The organism is Nonomuraea candida (genome assembly GCF_000725485.1).
Lineage (GTDB): Bacteria > Actinomycetota > Actinomycetes > Streptosporangiales > Streptosporangiaceae > Nonomuraea > Nonomuraea candida.
This window is the reverse complement of sequence record NZ_JOAG01000040.1, coordinates 26,080-39,771: the sequence shown is the minus strand read 5'-3', so window position 1 is coordinate 39,771 and position 13,692 is coordinate 26,080. Positions and strand designations below refer to the sequence as shown.

The 13,692-nt window shown below is 72.5% G+C and carries 10 protein-coding genes and 1 pseudogene; 5 read left to right on the top strand and 6 right to left on the bottom strand.

Annotation, left to right across the window (positions count from 1 at the left end; translation table 11 throughout):
- Positions 1 to 2,023: 2,023 nt before the first annotated feature.
- Positions 2,024 to 2,611, bottom strand: a pseudogene (locus IO39_RS59925) (NACHT N-terminal helical domain 7-containing protein); the annotation flags it as partial.
- Positions 2,612 to 2,682: 71 nt separating this feature from the next.
- Here IO39_RS59925 and IO39_RS32705 point away from each other — a divergent pair.
- On the top strand, positions 2,683 to 3,330 hold the full coding sequence (locus IO39_RS32705) for a TetR/AcrR family transcriptional regulator (RefSeq protein ID WP_043631199.1): 648 nt from the start codon (positions 2,683 to 2,685) through the stop codon (positions 3,328 to 3,330).
- A 27-nt stretch (positions 3,331 to 3,357) separates the two neighbouring features.
- On the opposite strand, the gene IO39_RS53205 is transcribed toward IO39_RS32705, so the two are convergent.
- Both IO39_RS53205 and IO39_RS32695 read right to left on the bottom strand, forming a co-directional pair.
- On the bottom strand, positions 3,358 to 3,828 hold the full coding sequence (locus tag IO39_RS53205; RefSeq protein ID WP_245642436.1) for an aggregation-promoting factor C-terminal-like domain-containing protein: 471 nt from the start codon (positions 3,826 to 3,828) through the stop codon (positions 3,358 to 3,360).
- A gap of 321 nt (positions 3,829 to 4,149) precedes the next feature.
- Positions 4,150 to 4,539 carry an aggregation-promoting factor C-terminal-like domain-containing protein gene (locus tag IO39_RS32695; protein ID WP_043631361.1) on the bottom strand — a complete coding sequence of 130 codons (390 nt, stop codon included), beginning with the start codon at positions 4,537 to 4,539 and terminating at the stop codon, positions 4,150 to 4,152.
- A gap of 216 nt (positions 4,540 to 4,755) precedes the next feature.
- Between IO39_RS32695 and IO39_RS32690 the strand changes: the two genes are divergently transcribed.
- Positions 4,756 to 5,241 (top strand): glutathione peroxidase, encoded by a 486-nt coding sequence (locus IO39_RS32690; RefSeq protein ID WP_043631196.1) that lies wholly within the window; start codon positions 4,756 to 4,758, stop codon positions 5,239 to 5,241.
- A 103-nt stretch (positions 5,242 to 5,344) separates the two neighbouring features.
- Here the strand turns inward: IO39_RS32690 and IO39_RS32685 are convergent, their stop codons facing one another.
- Together IO39_RS32685 and IO39_RS32680 are read right to left on the bottom strand one after the other, a co-directional pair.
- A complete protein-coding gene (locus tag IO39_RS32685) occupies positions 5,345 to 6,232 on the bottom strand; it encodes an alpha/beta fold hydrolase (RefSeq protein ID WP_043631193.1) in 888 nt (295 codons plus the stop codon).
- A gap of 2 nt (positions 6,233 to 6,234) precedes the next feature.
- Positions 6,235 to 9,096 carry an AAA family ATPase gene (locus tag IO39_RS32680; protein ID WP_043631190.1) on the bottom strand — a complete coding sequence of 954 codons (2,862 nt, stop codon included), beginning with the start codon at positions 9,094 to 9,096 and terminating at the stop codon, positions 6,235 to 6,237.
- A gap of 161 nt (positions 9,097 to 9,257) precedes the next feature.
- Here IO39_RS32680 and IO39_RS32675 point away from each other — a divergent pair, with 161 nt between their 5' ends.
- The 3 genes from IO39_RS32675 (at position 9,258) to IO39_RS51180 (ending at position 12,444) form a co-directional block, all read left to right on the top strand.
- Entirely contained in the window at positions 9,258 to 10,400 is a 1,143-nt protein-coding gene (locus tag IO39_RS32675) for a 2,5-dihydroxypyridine 5,6-dioxygenase NicX family protein (protein WP_043631187.1), read from the top strand.
- Positions 10,401 to 10,513: 113 nt separating this feature from the next.
- Positions 10,514 to 11,761 (top strand): AAA family ATPase, encoded by a 1,248-nt coding sequence (locus IO39_RS32670; protein ID WP_043631184.1) that lies wholly within the window; start codon positions 10,514 to 10,516, stop codon positions 11,759 to 11,761.
- A 5-nt stretch (positions 11,762 to 11,766) separates the two neighbouring features.
- The gene (locus IO39_RS51180; RefSeq protein ID WP_169789163.1) at positions 11,767 to 12,444 is read left to right on the top strand and encodes an RloB family protein; all 678 of its coding nucleotides are present in this window, start codon (positions 11,767 to 11,769) and stop codon (positions 12,442 to 12,444) included.
- Positions 12,445 to 12,457: 13 nt separating this feature from the next.
- Here IO39_RS51180 and IO39_RS32660 read toward each other — a convergent pair whose 3' ends face one another.
- Positions 12,458 to 13,528 (bottom strand): LacI family DNA-binding transcriptional regulator, encoded by a 1,071-nt coding sequence (locus IO39_RS32660; protein ID WP_043631181.1) that lies wholly within the window; start codon positions 13,526 to 13,528, stop codon positions 12,458 to 12,460.
- Positions 13,529 to 13,692: the final 164 nt, after the last annotated feature.

Genomic DNA, 13,692 nt, shown 5'->3' with positions numbered 1-13,692 from the left:
GCGCGGTGTCGTCGCGGAAGGAGATCTCCCGCATCCACGCCACCCGCTTGGAGCGCATGGCGTAGGGGTAGCCGGCCATGGCGTTGCCCGGCCAGGTGAAGAAGACCAGCTCGTCCAGGCCGATGACCGGGTCGCGCTCGAACGACACCTCCATCCGCCGGGCCTCGCCGCTCAGGAAGTGGCGCACCCTGACCGTGCGGGTGAGCGAGTCCCACTCGGCCCGGGTGAGCTGGGAGTGCCACAGCCGGGAGATCCGGCGCCACCGCTCATTGGCCTGCTCCGGCTGCTCCTCGCGGAACAGCTCCGCGCCCGCGATCGGCTCGTCGGACGACAACACGGCCAGCAGCATCAGGTTGGCGCTGTAGGCGGCGCAGCGCGCGGTCAGCTCGGCCGGCACCGGCTCGTAGGCGTCGTAGCCGGGCCTCTGCTTGGCCCGCAGCGACTCGGCGAACAGCTCGCACAGGTAGCGGGTCAGCAGCGGGCGGTGCGCGGGCGGCAGGGTGTGGACCAGGCCGTGCCGGAGGAAGCCGACGACGGGGGCGCGGCCGGAGAGGGCGGCGAAGGACAGCAGCGCGTACAGGAAGGCGTCGTCCGGGCGGGTGGGGCGGCGGCGCGACTCGGCGAAGGCCAGCTCCTCGGCCATGTCGGCGAGCTCCCTGACGACCAGCCGGGCGACCAGGTACTCGCCGAACGTCGCGTGCAGGAACTCGTACGTCTTGAGCCGCTCGTGGTCGCGCAGGGCCTGCGTCGTGTGCATGAAGAAGAAGCTGCCGATGACGCCTTCCGCGCGGGTCAGCGCGCGGCGGAACCCCTGCGGCCGGCGCGGCTCCTGGGGGTGCAGGGCCTGCAGATCGGCCTCCAGGTCGTGCTCCGCGATCCACTGCAGGCCGCGGTTGAACATCGCGAACGCGGTGATCGACAGCCGCAGCAGCTCGTCCTCCACGGCCCGGTCCAGCTCCGCCTCGTCGAGGTACGGGCGCGACTTGCCGACCTCGCGGGCGGCGAAGCCGTGCAGCAGCCGCTCGTACAGCTCGGCCTCGTGCAGGTCCTCGCGCATGTGGCGCAGCGCGTTGGCGTCGGCGTCGTAGAGGGCCAGCATCATCAGCAGCAGGGGCTGCTCGGCGAGCTTGGGCACGGCCGACACCTTGTCCAGGGGCAGCGGCCGCAGGCCCCGCGTCGCGAAATAGCGCTGGTTCTCCCGGTTCCAGATGGTGACCCAGCGCCGGATCTGGTCGTCGTCGAACGGCTCCAGCCGGATCGTCACCGTGCCGATCGGCGCGTGCGCCCGGTCGGCCACCGCCGTCCTGGAGGTGACGATGACGGCCAGGGCGCGGCCCTTCTCCGCCTGGTCGCGCTGGAACTCGGTGACCCGCTCCAGATAGTCGGTCTGATTCACGCCGGTCGCCTGCAGCAGCTCGTCGAAGCCGTCCAGCATGACGACCGGCAGGGCGCCCTCGGCGGCGTGCACGAACTCCGGCCAGGACATCGGCTCGTCCAGCGCGGCCCGGATGCCGTGCTCGATCTGCGCCTGCACGTCGCCGTTGGCGGGCACGGCGCGCAGCTCGACCCGGAGCGGGAGGAACTCGCCGGCCGGCAGCCGGGCCGCCAGCACGCGCGTCAGCACCGACTTGCCCGCCCCCGGCTGGCCGAGCACCAGCAGGGGCGACTCGGTGGCGTACGGGAGCGTGAGATGCCCGGCCAGGAACGTGTCCAGGTCGTCGCGGCGCGGCCGTTGCGCCCACTCCACCTCGGAGGTGACCGGCTTGGGCGAATACCACAGCCGGTAGCCCGGGTTGACGTAGCCCTGGTCGAGCGTGGGGATCGTCATCCCGGCCGGCGTGCGGGCGGGCGACATGATCGGGCGGCCGAGCGCGGCCCGGTTCGACCGGACCAGCGCCGCCAGCCGGTCGGACGGGCGGCGGCCGGAGGAGATCCTGGCGAGCTGGTCCTGCACGCCGGCCAGCCCCTGCGCCAGGTTCCTGACCTCGGCCCGGGTGGCCTGGTGGTCGATGCGGTCGAACCAGCAGGCCACCTCGGGGAACTCGGCCACGAGCCGGCGGAACAGCTCTTCGTACCTGCGGATCGCCCGCTCCGGGATGCCGGTGCGCAGCCGGCTCCTCGTGGTCTCGTCCCAGCCGTCCCAGCAGGCCAGGCCGCTGAGGAAGTCGATCAGCGGGCCGGTGAACTGGTCGTACTCGAACTTCAGCTCCGCGAGCACGGTCTCGTACGGCAGGGCCGCGTCGGGCATCGGCATGTGGGCGTGCAGCGGCAGCCACGCGTCGGTGCCGGTGAGCTTGCGCTGGTCCGCGGGCGAGAGCTCGCGCAGCACGTCCATCTCGGCCAGCGCCTCAAGATAGGCCGTGATCACGATCACCGAGTGCGCCGCGGCCAGCCGCTGCGTCGTGTCGTAGCGGCTCAGGCCCTTGACCTTGTCGCGCAGCCCCCGGAGGAACGCGTCGCCCAGCCGCACCGCCTCGGCGCGGGCGTCGAACAGGTCGATCGCGCCCATGCCGAACAGCGCGAGGGAGGAGGCCTTGTCCAGCACGCTCGTGAGCGTGCTCGGCCCGCCCAGCAGCACCACGGCGTCGCGATAGGTGAGGATCTGCCGCACGTCTCCCAGTCTGCCCGGTGAGATCGTCGCGGCGGGCGCGTCTCCATAGAATCAGCTCCGTAGAATGAGCCATGCCCAGCGAGCCCCTCTCCCGAGGACGCATCGTCGCCGCGGCCATCGACCTCATCGAGCGGGAGGGCGCGGACGCCGTCTCCATGCGGCGCATCGCCGCCGAGCTCGGCGTCGGGGTCATGTCGCTCTACAACCACGTCCCCAACAAGGACGCCCTGCTCAACGGGGTGGCCGAGACGGTGCTGAGCCGGATCGAGTTCACCGACGACCCCGGCGCGCCCTGGACCGAGCGCGTGCGCGAGCAGGCGCGCGCCTTCCGCCAGATCGCCCACCACCACCCGCGCTCCACCATGCTCGTGGTCAGCCGCCAGCTCCACTCCGCCGCCGGGCTGCTGCCCGTCGAACGGGCGCTGGCCACGCTGCGCGAGGCGGGGTTCGAGGGGGCCGACGCCGTGCGGATGGTGCGGATGTTCGTCGCCTACATCGTGGGCTCGCTGCTGCGCGAGGTCGGCGTGACGCCCACGTTCGCCCCCGCCCAGACCCGCACCATCAACGCCGACGGGGTCGATCCCGTGCTGTTCCCCGAGGTCAGCTCGCTGTCGGAGCTGCTGGGGGAGTGCGACCACGAGGCCGAGTTCGAGTTCGGCCTGGAGTTGCTGATCACGGCGATCGAGGCGTACGCGGGGCGTCGGGAGGGCACCCGGTGAGCGGCTCCGGATGCCCTCCTGAGCCGGCTAGTACCAGTTGTGCGATTTCCAGTGCCCCCAGGCGCCGCACGGCCTGCCGTACCTCCCCTTGATGTAGGCCAGGCCCCACCGGATCTGCGTCTCCGGGTTCGACCTCCAGTCCCTGCCCGCGCCGCTCATCTTGCCGGCCGGCAGGGCCTGCGGGATGCCGTACGCGCCGGAGGAGTGGTTGAGCGCCTTGTGGTTCCAGTTGCTCTCCCTGGTCCACAGGTTGTCCAGGCAGCGGAACTCGCGGTAGTTCCAGGCCCGCTGCACGACGTGGCCGAGGGCGATCTTCTTGTTCCTGTTGGCCGGCCGGACGGCCGCCATCTTCGGTTGCGCTGACGTGGTCCAGGTCCGGGTCCTGATCGCAGGCCCGCTTTCTGCCCTGGCCGGTAGGGCGGTGCCGAATGTGGTCACCGCGGTGAACGAGACGATTGTGCCGCTGAGCGCGCGTTTGCCGTCCAACGTGATCCTCACGGTCGGGTCGCGTGCGGACGGGCGCACTCGGCAGGCGCCCCGCCGTCCGCGTCCGTGGCCCGGACGAGGAGGGTCCGCGTGGCCCCCCGGGATCCTGCTTCCGCCCGATCATGCTGGACGGCCCGGAGGGCACCGCGACGTGTCCTTTGGCACGATTCCTATTACGCGCCATCACCGCGGGTCATATACCGGGACACGCGAAGGACAGGTGTTTGCGTGATCGTTGCGGACTGAGTGCCGGTTCGCTGGAACGGGATTGCCCGGTCCGCCGACCCTTTGGCACGGCCTTGCCGCAATCAGCGGGCAAGCCTGGGGTTTGGCTCAGTACCAACGGTGGGATTGGAAGTGCCCCCAGGCGCGACACGGCGAGCTGTAGCGCTGCTTGATGTAGCCGAGCCCCCACTTGATCTGCGTACGCGGGTTGGTCCGCCAGTCACTGCCGGAGGAGGCCATCTTGTGGCCGGGAAGCGCCTGCGGGATGCCGTAGGCGCCTGAGCCGTTGGCGGCGCGGTGGTTCCATCCGCTCTCTCTGGCCCAGAGCCTGACCAGGCAGGTGAACTGGGCGCCGTCCCAGCCACGCGAGGCCGCCATGGGCTTGGCGAGGGCCTTGTTCCTGCCGCTGGACTGGGAGCTCTGCGCCTGTGCGGCCGTGGCGCCGCCCGTCGCCACCAGGGTGGCGGTCAGGGCCAGGGCGCCGATTCGGCGGAGCATGGGCATGCGGGATCCCTTTCGAGGGGTTTCGTGGACCGCGCCACCCTGCCCGAAGAACTACCTTTACTGCGAATTGACCATGAAAAGGTAGATCGTCAGTAAAGATCTCGATATATACCTTTTTCTGGGGTTTTGACCCGAAAATGAGGGCTGTGTCACATTTATCGCCCTGACTGGTTCTGGGGGCCGGAACGGCGTTCGGTAGTCTCGGCGGACATGAGCCTCACCGACATCCCGCTCCGCACCCTCTCCGACGCGCCGACCACGCTGGCGCAGCTCGCGCAGGGCAAGCCCGCGCTCATCGTCAACGTGGCCTCCAAGTGCGGCCTGACCCCGCAGTACGGCGGCCTGGTCGAGCTCCAGCGCCGGTACGGCCCGCGCGGCTTCACCGTGATCGGCATGCCCTGCAACCAGTTCGCCGGCCAGGAGCCGGGCACGGCCGAGGAGATCGAGCGGTTCTGCGTCACGACGTACGGCGTGGACTTCCCGCTGCTGGCCAAGGCCGACGTCAACGGCCCCGACCGGCATCCCCTCTACACCGAGCTGACCCGGGCGGCCGACGAGCAGGGCGAGGCCGGGGACGTGCAGTGGAACTTCGAGAAGTTCCTGGTGGACGGCGAGGGCCGGGTCGTGGCCCGCTTCCGTCCCCGCACCACCCCGGAGGACCCGGCGATCACCTCGGCCATCGAACGCCTCCTCTGACACCGCCGTCCGCCGGCGGTTCGCGAGGCGACCGGCGGTGACGGGCGGGCCGCAGGGCCACCGCCGGTCCGCCGGTGGCCGGTCGCCGGTGGGCGGCCGGGCGTTACCGGCGGTCGCCGGAGGTGTGGGTGAGGATGGCCCGGGCCAGCTCCTCGTGCGCCTCCGGCGGCAGCGTGTGCCCGAGGCCCTCGACCATCATCAGCCGCGCCCCCGGGATCCGCTCGGCGATGAGCGCGCCGTGGCCGGGCTTGGCGGGCTCGTGGGTGCCCTCGATGACCAGCGTGGGCGCCTTGACGCGGTGCAGCACGCCCACCGGCTCGAAGTCCGGGCTCGCCGCGGCGGCCAGGCGGTGGTTGACGACCGCGTCCAGGTCGCGGGCGCGGTCGTAGACGCGCTCCTGGAGGCGGCGGGCCGCGTCCTCGTCGAACGGCAGCGCGGTGCCGTGCAGCACGCGCTGCTCGGCGATCATGGCCTCGATGCGCTCACGCCGGTCCGCCGGCGGCGGGTTCGTGATCATGGCGCGGAAGAAGTCCACGAACTCGGGCGTCGGCTCGGGCAGGCTGCCCTCCGGCTGCGGCTGTCCCATGAGCGCCCGCATGATGACCGCGCCCTCACCGCCGCCGAGCGGCGAGGAGCCGATGACGGTGAGCGTGCGCACGCGCTCCGGCCGCTCCACCGCGATCAGCTGGCCCAGCAGCCCGCCCGCCGAATGGCAGACCAGATGCGCGCTGTCCAGACCGTGCGCGTCCATCACCCGCAGCACGTCGTCCTTGATGTCGTCCCAGGTGTACGGCTCCTTCGCGAAATCCACCGTGCCGGACCGGCCGGTGTCACGGTGGTCGTACCTGATCACCCGCCGCCCCCCGGCGGCCAGCCTGCCCACGAACTCCTCGGGCCACAGGATCCCCTGCGACATCGACCCCATGATCAGCAGGATCGGCTCGTCGGTGGGGGCGCCGAACTCTTCACTCCAGATGTTCACCGTTTGCATGCTCAGAGCATGTCCTGTCCCGCCGCCGGCGCCTTCCGTAGAACTACTAGCCGCGCCAGTTCAGTACGGGTGCCGATGCCGAGCTTCGGATAGATCTTGTACAGGTGGTACTCGACCGTGCGGGGGCTGAGGAAGAGCTGCGCGGCGATCTCCTTGCTGGACAGCCCGTCGGCGACCAGGCGCGCGATGCGCAGCTCCTGCGGCGTCAGCGCCGCGAGCACCGAGCCCGGCGCCTCCTCGGCCCCCTCGTCGGCCGTCCCCGCCGGGAACCCGCCCTCACCGGGCGAGCCCTCGCCCGCCGCGCGCAGCTCGCCCTGCGCCCGGCGCGCCCAGGGCCGGGCGCCGATCCGCGTGAACGTCTCCAGCGCGCTCCTCAGGTACGGCCGCGCGTCGCCGGGGCGGTGCGCCCGCCGCAACCGCTCGCCCAGCAGCAGGCCGGTCCTGGCCGCCTCGTACGGGTTGGACTGCAGCCGCAGCGCCGCCTCCAGCGGGCCGGGGTCCTCGTCCGGCGTCACCAGGGCGCGGCACCGGGCCAGCAGGGCGCTCGTCCCCGGGCTGACCGCGCTCGCCGACCACCGCTCGTACGCCTCCAGCGCCACCCGCGCGCCCTCCAGGTCGCCCGCGCCCACGGCGGCCTCGATGCGATCCGGCGCCGAGCGCCACACCACCGTCGGATGCCCGGCGCCGGGGCCCGCCACCGCGATCGCGGCGAAGCGGCCATGGGCGGCGGCGAAGCGGCCCATCCCCAGGTCCAGCATGGCCAGCGCGTACTCCGCCATGCCCACCCGCAGGCCGACCCGGTGCGGGATGGCGATGGCCAGCGCCTCCTGGGCCAGCCGCCGGCACGTCTCCTCCTCGCCCCGCAGCGCGGCCAGCACCGCGAGATTGGCCAGGTGGGCGGCCACCGTGTTGGTGTAGCCGGCCTCCCTGGCCAGCTCCAGCCCCTCCTCCGACAGGGCCCGGCTCTCCGCCAGCCGCCCGGCGACCCGCTCGCCGGTGGCCACGAACTCCAGCACCACCGGCAGCTGGCCGATCATCCCCGACATCCGCGCCACCCGGCCCGCCCGCGCGGCCAGCTCGGCCGCCAGGTCCGCCTCGCCCAGGTAACTCGCCGCCGCCGTCGCCCACAGGAACTCGGCCGCCTCCGTCAGCTCCCCGGTCCTCCCGAGCGCCCGCCTGAGCAGCCCTTCCCCGCCGTCCGCGCTCGGGGCCGGGCCGTCGCCGGAGAGCATCAGGCCGATGCCCGTGAGGACGTCCCGCAGGAAGCCCTCGGGGAAGGGGGCCGCCCGCCGCCCGATCTCGACGATGGCGGCGCTGTCGCCCACGTACGAGGCCGCTTCGGCGGCGTCGGCCAGCATGCCCAGGCTCTCGCCCGCGGCCAGGATCCGCATGGCCTCGGCGGCGCTGCCGGAGTTCAGCTCGAACCGGCCGCGCAACTGGGCGATCTCCATCCCCAGCGCAGCGTCGTCCCCGGCGCGCTCGCGGGCCTCGGCCAGCAGCGATCCGGCCCGCCCGGGACGGCCGCCGAGCCAGGCGGCCACCGCGGCGTCCTTGAGCCTGGCCGCCCTGGTCCGCGGGTCGGGGGTCAGCTCGGCGGCCCTGGCCAGGGCGGTGGCGGCATCGCCGTACCCGCCGCGGTCGCGGGCCCGCGCGGCGGACTCGGCCAGCGCGGCGGCCACGCTCTCGTCCTGGCCGAGCGCCGCCGCCGCCAGGTGCCGGGCCCTGCGCTCCCCGCCGGCCTGCCCGGCCAGCGCGGCGTGCGCCTCGCGGCGGGCCGCCGGGGTCGCGGCCTCGTACACCGCCGACCGGATCAGGGGGTGGCGGAAGCGTACGGCCGCGCCTTCGACGCGTGCCAGCCCGGCCGCCTCCAGCTCGTGCAGCGCCGCCCGGCCCGCGCCCATCCCTTCGGCGGCCCGCAGGACCAGGTCGAGGTCACCCTCGACGGCCGCGAGCAGCGCCACCAGCCGGGCGGGCGCGGGCAGCGCGGCCACCTGCTCGCCGAAGAGCTGGGCGCCGCCGGGCAGCGGGTCGGGCAGCGGCTCGCGGCCGGCGAGCTGGTCCGGGCTCAGCAGCCGTACGGTCTCCCGCAGCGCCAGCGGGTTCCCCCCGGTCAGCGCCACGAGCTCCCGCTTGACCCCGGCGGAGACCATCCCGCCCCAACCCGCCACCCCATCGCCCGGCCGCGACCCGCCCGGAGGCGTGCGGTCCGGGCCCGTAGCGGGCGGAATCCGGTCGTTCGAGGCAGGCCCGTCTTCCGCGGGGGGTGCGGTCGCGGGCCGGAGGGAGGCGGCCTCCAGGAGTTCGTGCGCGGCCGGCTCCGGCAGGCCGCCGAGCTCCACCGACGGCACGCCCTTGACGAAGGCCGCCGCGTCCCCCCGTACCGCCAGCAGCATGGCGATCCGCTCCGTCCCCAGCCGTCTGGCCGCGAACAGCAGCGCGTCGGCGGAGGCCCGGTCCACCCACTGGAAGTCGTCCACCACGCAGAGCAGCCCGTCCGGCGCGGCGGCCTCGGCCAGCAGCGACAGCACCCCGGCCGCCAGCAGGAACCGGTCGCCGCGGCCGTCCCCGCCCAGCCCCAGCGCCCCGCGCACCGCCTCCCGCTGGCCGCCGGGCAGCGCGTCCAGCAGGCCGGCGACCGGCCGCAGGAGCTGGTGCAGGGCGGCGAAGGCCAGGTCGGACTCGGGCTCGACGCCGATCGTGGTGAGCACCCGCATGGAGCCGCCCCTGGCGGCCGCCGCGCCGAGCAGCGCCGTCTTGCCCACCCCCGCCGCCCCGCTCAGCACGAGGGCGGCGCCCGCGCCGTCGCGGGCCCGGGAGATCAGGTCGTCAATGGCGGCGATCTCCGCCGATCTGCCGAAAAGCATAAAAACACACCTTATGTCCCGTCCTGGCCGCTCCCCAGGACGGGAAACAACCTGGACAGTAGTGGGCCGAGCACGGTACGTAGCTCGTCACGCCGGGTATCGATCCACGCTGTGGCCGATTCGCCGCCGCTCCGCCGAACGCTCGCCCAGAGGAGGTCGCGATGACGATGAACCCGTACTCCGGATCGCCCTTCAGCTACGTCGCCGAGCCGGCGGTGGCCCCGTACTCGATCGTCGAGCTGATGCCCGGCGTGCGCAACCTGTGCGACTACGTCCGGCTGGTCCCGGGGGAGCGGGTGCTGCTGCTGATGGAGCACACCGTTGACCCGGTGGTGGTGCAGGCCATCGCCGCCGCGGCGGCGCTGCGTGACGCGGACGTGCGGATCCTGTCGGTGCCGCCGTTCAGCGCGGGCGGGTGGGACAGGGAGGCGTCCCTGCGCATCGAGGCGGCCGCCTTCCAGGAGGCCGACGTCGTGATCAGCGGCACCTGGTGGGGCGAGGTGCACACGGCGCCGCTCTTCTTCGACCAGATCAGGGCGCGCTCGGCCCGCTTCCTGTCCCTCCACATGACCGCCACGGCCGGCGCGCTGCTGACCGGCGCCCGGTTTCCCGTCGAGGTCTTCTACGCCGTGCTGGCCAGGGCGCTGCGGCAGCTCTCGCCGGCCTCCTCGATCAGGGTGACCTCCGCGCGGGGGACGGACGTCACGTTCTCGGGCCTCACCTTCGAGGACCCCGGCCCCGGCGGGCTGCGTCCGGGCGACTGGCGGCCCTTCCCGTACGGGGGCGCCAACTTCTGGCCGGCCGAGACCGAGGGCGTGATCGTCGTCGAGGACAGCACCGTCACCGGCGTGCCGGAGGAGCCGCTGCGCATCACGCTCGAAGGCAACGTGGTCCGTAAGATCGAGGGCGGCGCCGCCGCCGCGCAGCTGCGCCGCTACGCCCCCGGCGGCTACTACATGCGCCACGGCCTGTTCGGGCTCAACCCGAAGGTCCGCATCGCCGGCGGCGCCCAGTTCGAGCGGGAGAAGCACGCCGGGGCCTTCTACTGCGGCATCGACGGCCTGACCGGCGGCGTGCCGGACCCCACCGAGCCCGGCTACGCCCACTGCGACTGCCAGGTGGACCGGCCGACGGTGGTGGTGGACGGGGAGGTCTTCGTCGAGCAGGGCCGGCTGCTGCTGCTCGACGAGCCGGAGATCAGGCAGGCCGCCGCCCGCTTCGGCCCCCCGGACATCATCCTCGACGACAACCCCGTCATGATCCTCCCCCGCCGCTACACCGCCGGGGGCTGGGGGCGACGCTGAGATAACCTCGGTGACCAGCCTGTAGTACGGATTTCGACGCGATATTCGAGGATTTTCCTCCAAGGAAGGCATAAACTGAGGACGCAGAGCTGGTCTTCGCAGAGGAGCGTGACATGCTCGTGGGGTTCCGGGCCGCGAATGTCCTGTCCTTTCGCGAGGAGTTCGAGCTGTCGTTGCTCGCTCCTGACGGCGGTGACCGCGCCGCCCGCTCCGTCGCGGGCCTGAATGTCTCTCCGGTGGCCGCGATCTTCGGGGCCAACGCGTCGGGGAAGACCAACGTGCTGAGCGCCATGCGCTGGATGCGGCACGCCGTTCTCGATTCCGTGGCCGACTGGGCGCGTGCCGAGGGCGTGCCGAGAAGGCCGTTCGCCCTCGAAAAGGAGGCGTCAGGTGACGCCTCCTTGTTCGAGGTGGACGTCGTCCTCGGGGGCGACAGGCACGTCTACGGGTTCGAGGTGTCCGACGAGAGGGTGGAGACGGAATGGCTGCACGTCTACCCTCGGGGAAGCCGTCGCCGCCAGGTCTGGTTCGAACGTGACGCCGACCGTCTTGGGAGCGGCGCCGGGGAATACCGCTTTCCCAGTGACTGGCTGAAGGGCGCCAAGCGGCCGGTGATCGACTACACCAGGCCGAACGCCTTGTTCCTCACGGCCGCGGGGTCACTGCACCTCAGACAGCTCGCACCGTTGCATGACTGGTTCAAGCACAACCTCTGGCTCGTCGGGCCCGGCGACGACCTGCGCAAACGCGATGCCGCCACGCGATGGCGGCTGCTGCGGCCCGAGTTCCGGCAACGGGTCGAAGGACTGCTGGGCGTCGCCGACCTCGGAGTCGTCGGGGTCGAGGTCGATGACCGGGGAGACGAGACACCGGAGGTCTCCCTCGTCCACCGCGGCAAGGACGGCCCGGTCCCCTTCGACATGGGACAGCAGGAGTCGTTCGGCACGCTGGCCTGGTTCGCCTTCCTGGGGCCGCTGCTCGAAGCTCTTGACGAGGGGGCGGCGCTGCTGGTCGACGAGCTCGACTCCAGCCTGCATCCGTTGCTGGTCGCCGAAGTCGTGCGACTCTTCGAAGATCCCGTGGCCAACCCCCATGGGGCGCAGCTCGTCTTCACCGGCCATGACGTGACCCTGCTGAGCAGGGCGCACGTCGAGCGCCCGCTCGATCGGGAGCAGGTGTGGATCACTGAGAAGCGCCGCACGGGCGAATCGGAGCTCTATCCGCTCACCTCTGTCGGCGTGCGGGCCGACGAAAGTCTCGAACGCGGATACCTGCGCGGCCGGTACGGCGGCGTCCCCCACATCGGGCTCGGTGACATGGCCCTGGAGATCGAACGACGCACGGCCGGAGGCGAGGCTTGACCCGGGTGAGAAAGAAGGGCCCACCACCGGGTGGAGCCCGGGTGCCCCGGGTGGTCGCCGAGGGCAGAAAACGCAAGGTCGTGTACGCGGTCGTCGAAGGGGAGAGCACCGAACGCGACTACCTGGGCTACTTGGAGGAACGGTTCGCCGGCGATCCGCGTACGTTCGAGATCCATGTGCTCTGGAAGCGCAAGGGGCTCAAGCCCGACGAAGTCGTGAGCTGGGCGCTGGACAAGCTCGACGAGCTGGACGATCCCCGGCGTGAGCAAGTGTGGGCGTTCTTCGACAGGGACGACCACAGCAGAGTGGCACAGTCCTATGAGCGTGCCGAATCGGCGGGGGTGCGCGTGGCGTTCTCCCACCCTTGTTTCGAGCTGTGGTTGCTGCTGCACTTCGTCGCGGGCGTGTCCGGCTCCTTGAGTTCCAGGAACGTCCAGGATCGGCTGAGGGCCGCACACAAGGCGTTCAAGGGCTTCGACAAGCATCTCGACGCCGCTGCGCCGGCTGCGCTGAGCGGGAGGGAGTCCGCGGCCGTCAGCCGGGCGAGGTCGCTGATCACCAACTGCCCCGGCATGGTCTGCACCGGCAGGGCGGGGCACGGGGACGGCTGCAAGGTTGTCGATCGTGGTCCCTCGACGGAGGTGTGGCGGCTGCTGGTCGAGCTCGGTGTCGTGCCCGGTTGAGTGGGGGAGGCGGTCAGCGGTGGGGGCCGCAGCTGCCTCTGATGATGAGCTCCGTGGGCAGGACGACCGAGCGTTGCCTGCGGCCGCCCGAGCGCAGGACGAGCTCGGCCGCGCGGTAGCCCATGTCGCGGCCCGGCTGGGCGATGACCGTCAGGGGCGGGGAGCACAGCTCGGCCCAGGGCACGTCGTCGTACATGACCAGCGACACGTCCCTCGGCACCCGCAGGTCCAGCTCCCTGGCCGCCAGCACGGCCGCCTCCCCGAGCACGTTGCCGCCGGCCACCACCGCCGACAGGTCGGGGCGGCTCTGGAACAGGCCCGAGGCGGCGGCGTAGGCCGAGTCGCGGCTGCCGGTGCCGAACACCACCAGCTCCTCGTCCACCGGCGCGCCCACCGCCTCCCTGAACGCCGCCGCCCGCCGGTCGTGGCCGGGGCCGCCGAGGAAGGCGATGCGCTTGTGGCCCAGGCCGCGCAGGTAGCGGACCGCCGTGCGGATGCCCGCCCGGTCGTCGGCCACCACGGACGGCACGTCGAGCGCGCGGCCCGGCGGCGGCGGGGCGGGGGCCAGGCCGTCGAGGAGCAGCAGGTCGTCGACGGCCGCCGCGGCGGGGTCGTCGTCGGCCGCGGGCGGCCCGGCGGGGAGGCGGTCGGCGAAGACCACCGTCATGCCCGCGCGGATGGCCGGCGCCCAGGTCTCCTCGTCGCCCGACGGGACCGCGACGAGGCGGTCGACGCTCTGCTCCAGCAGCATGCCGATCAGCTCGGACTCCTGCTCGGGATCGCCCCCCGTGGAGCCGAGCACGACCGGCTCGCCGGCCGGGCGGGCGCAGGCGAGCACGCCCTCGGCGAGCTGGGCGTGGAAGGTGTCGGTGAGGTCGGGGACGAGCAGGCCGATGCCGCCGGTGCGGCGCTGGCGCAGGTTGCGGCCCAGGGCGCTGGGGCGGTAGTCGAGCTGGGCGGCGACGGCCAGCACGCGCTCTCGGGTGCGGGGGCTGGCCGAGCCGCCCGACAGCACCCGCGACACGGTCGCGACGCCCACGCCGGCCGCCTCTGCCACATCCTTGATCGTCGCCCGCTTCTCCATGGAAACGATTCCATCATGCTTCCACGGAAACCGGAAGCCGCCGGAGCCCGCAAAGGCTGGTCACGCCGTAACCCTTGACACCGATGTCCGTTTCGGGTGAGATGCTTGAAAACGTATCCACGGACGCGGGGGCAGGGCCCGCCGGTGGATCCTCAGAACCAACG

Excerpts from the sequence above, each read along its gene's own strand:
- IO39_RS32705 (WP_043631199.1), top strand. The coding sequence starts at position 2,683 with ATGCCCAGCGAGCCCCTCTCCCGAGGACGCATCGTCGCCGCGGCCATC.
- IO39_RS32695 (WP_043631361.1), bottom strand. The coding sequence starts at position 4,539 with ATGCTCCGCCGAATCGGCGCCCTGGCCCTGACCGCCACCCTGGTGGCG.
- IO39_RS32690 (WP_043631196.1), top strand. The coding sequence starts at position 4,756 with ATGAGCCTCACCGACATCCCGCTCCGCACCCTCTCCGACGCGCCGACC.
- IO39_RS32685 (WP_043631193.1), bottom strand. The coding sequence starts at position 6,232 with ATGCAAACGGTGAACATCTGGAGTGAAGAGTTCGGCGCCCCCACCGAC.
- IO39_RS32680 (WP_043631190.1), bottom strand. The coding sequence starts at position 9,096 with ATGCTTTTCGGCAGATCGGCGGAGATCGCCGCCATTGACGACCTGATC.
- IO39_RS32675 (WP_043631187.1), top strand. The coding sequence starts at position 9,258 with ATGACGATGAACCCGTACTCCGGATCGCCCTTCAGCTACGTCGCCGAG.
- IO39_RS32670 (WP_043631184.1), top strand. The coding sequence starts at position 10,514 with ATGCTCGTGGGGTTCCGGGCCGCGAATGTCCTGTCCTTTCGCGAGGAG.
- IO39_RS32660 (WP_043631181.1), bottom strand. The coding sequence starts at position 13,528 with ATGGAGAAGCGGGCGACGATCAAGGATGTGGCAGAGGCGGCCGGCGTG.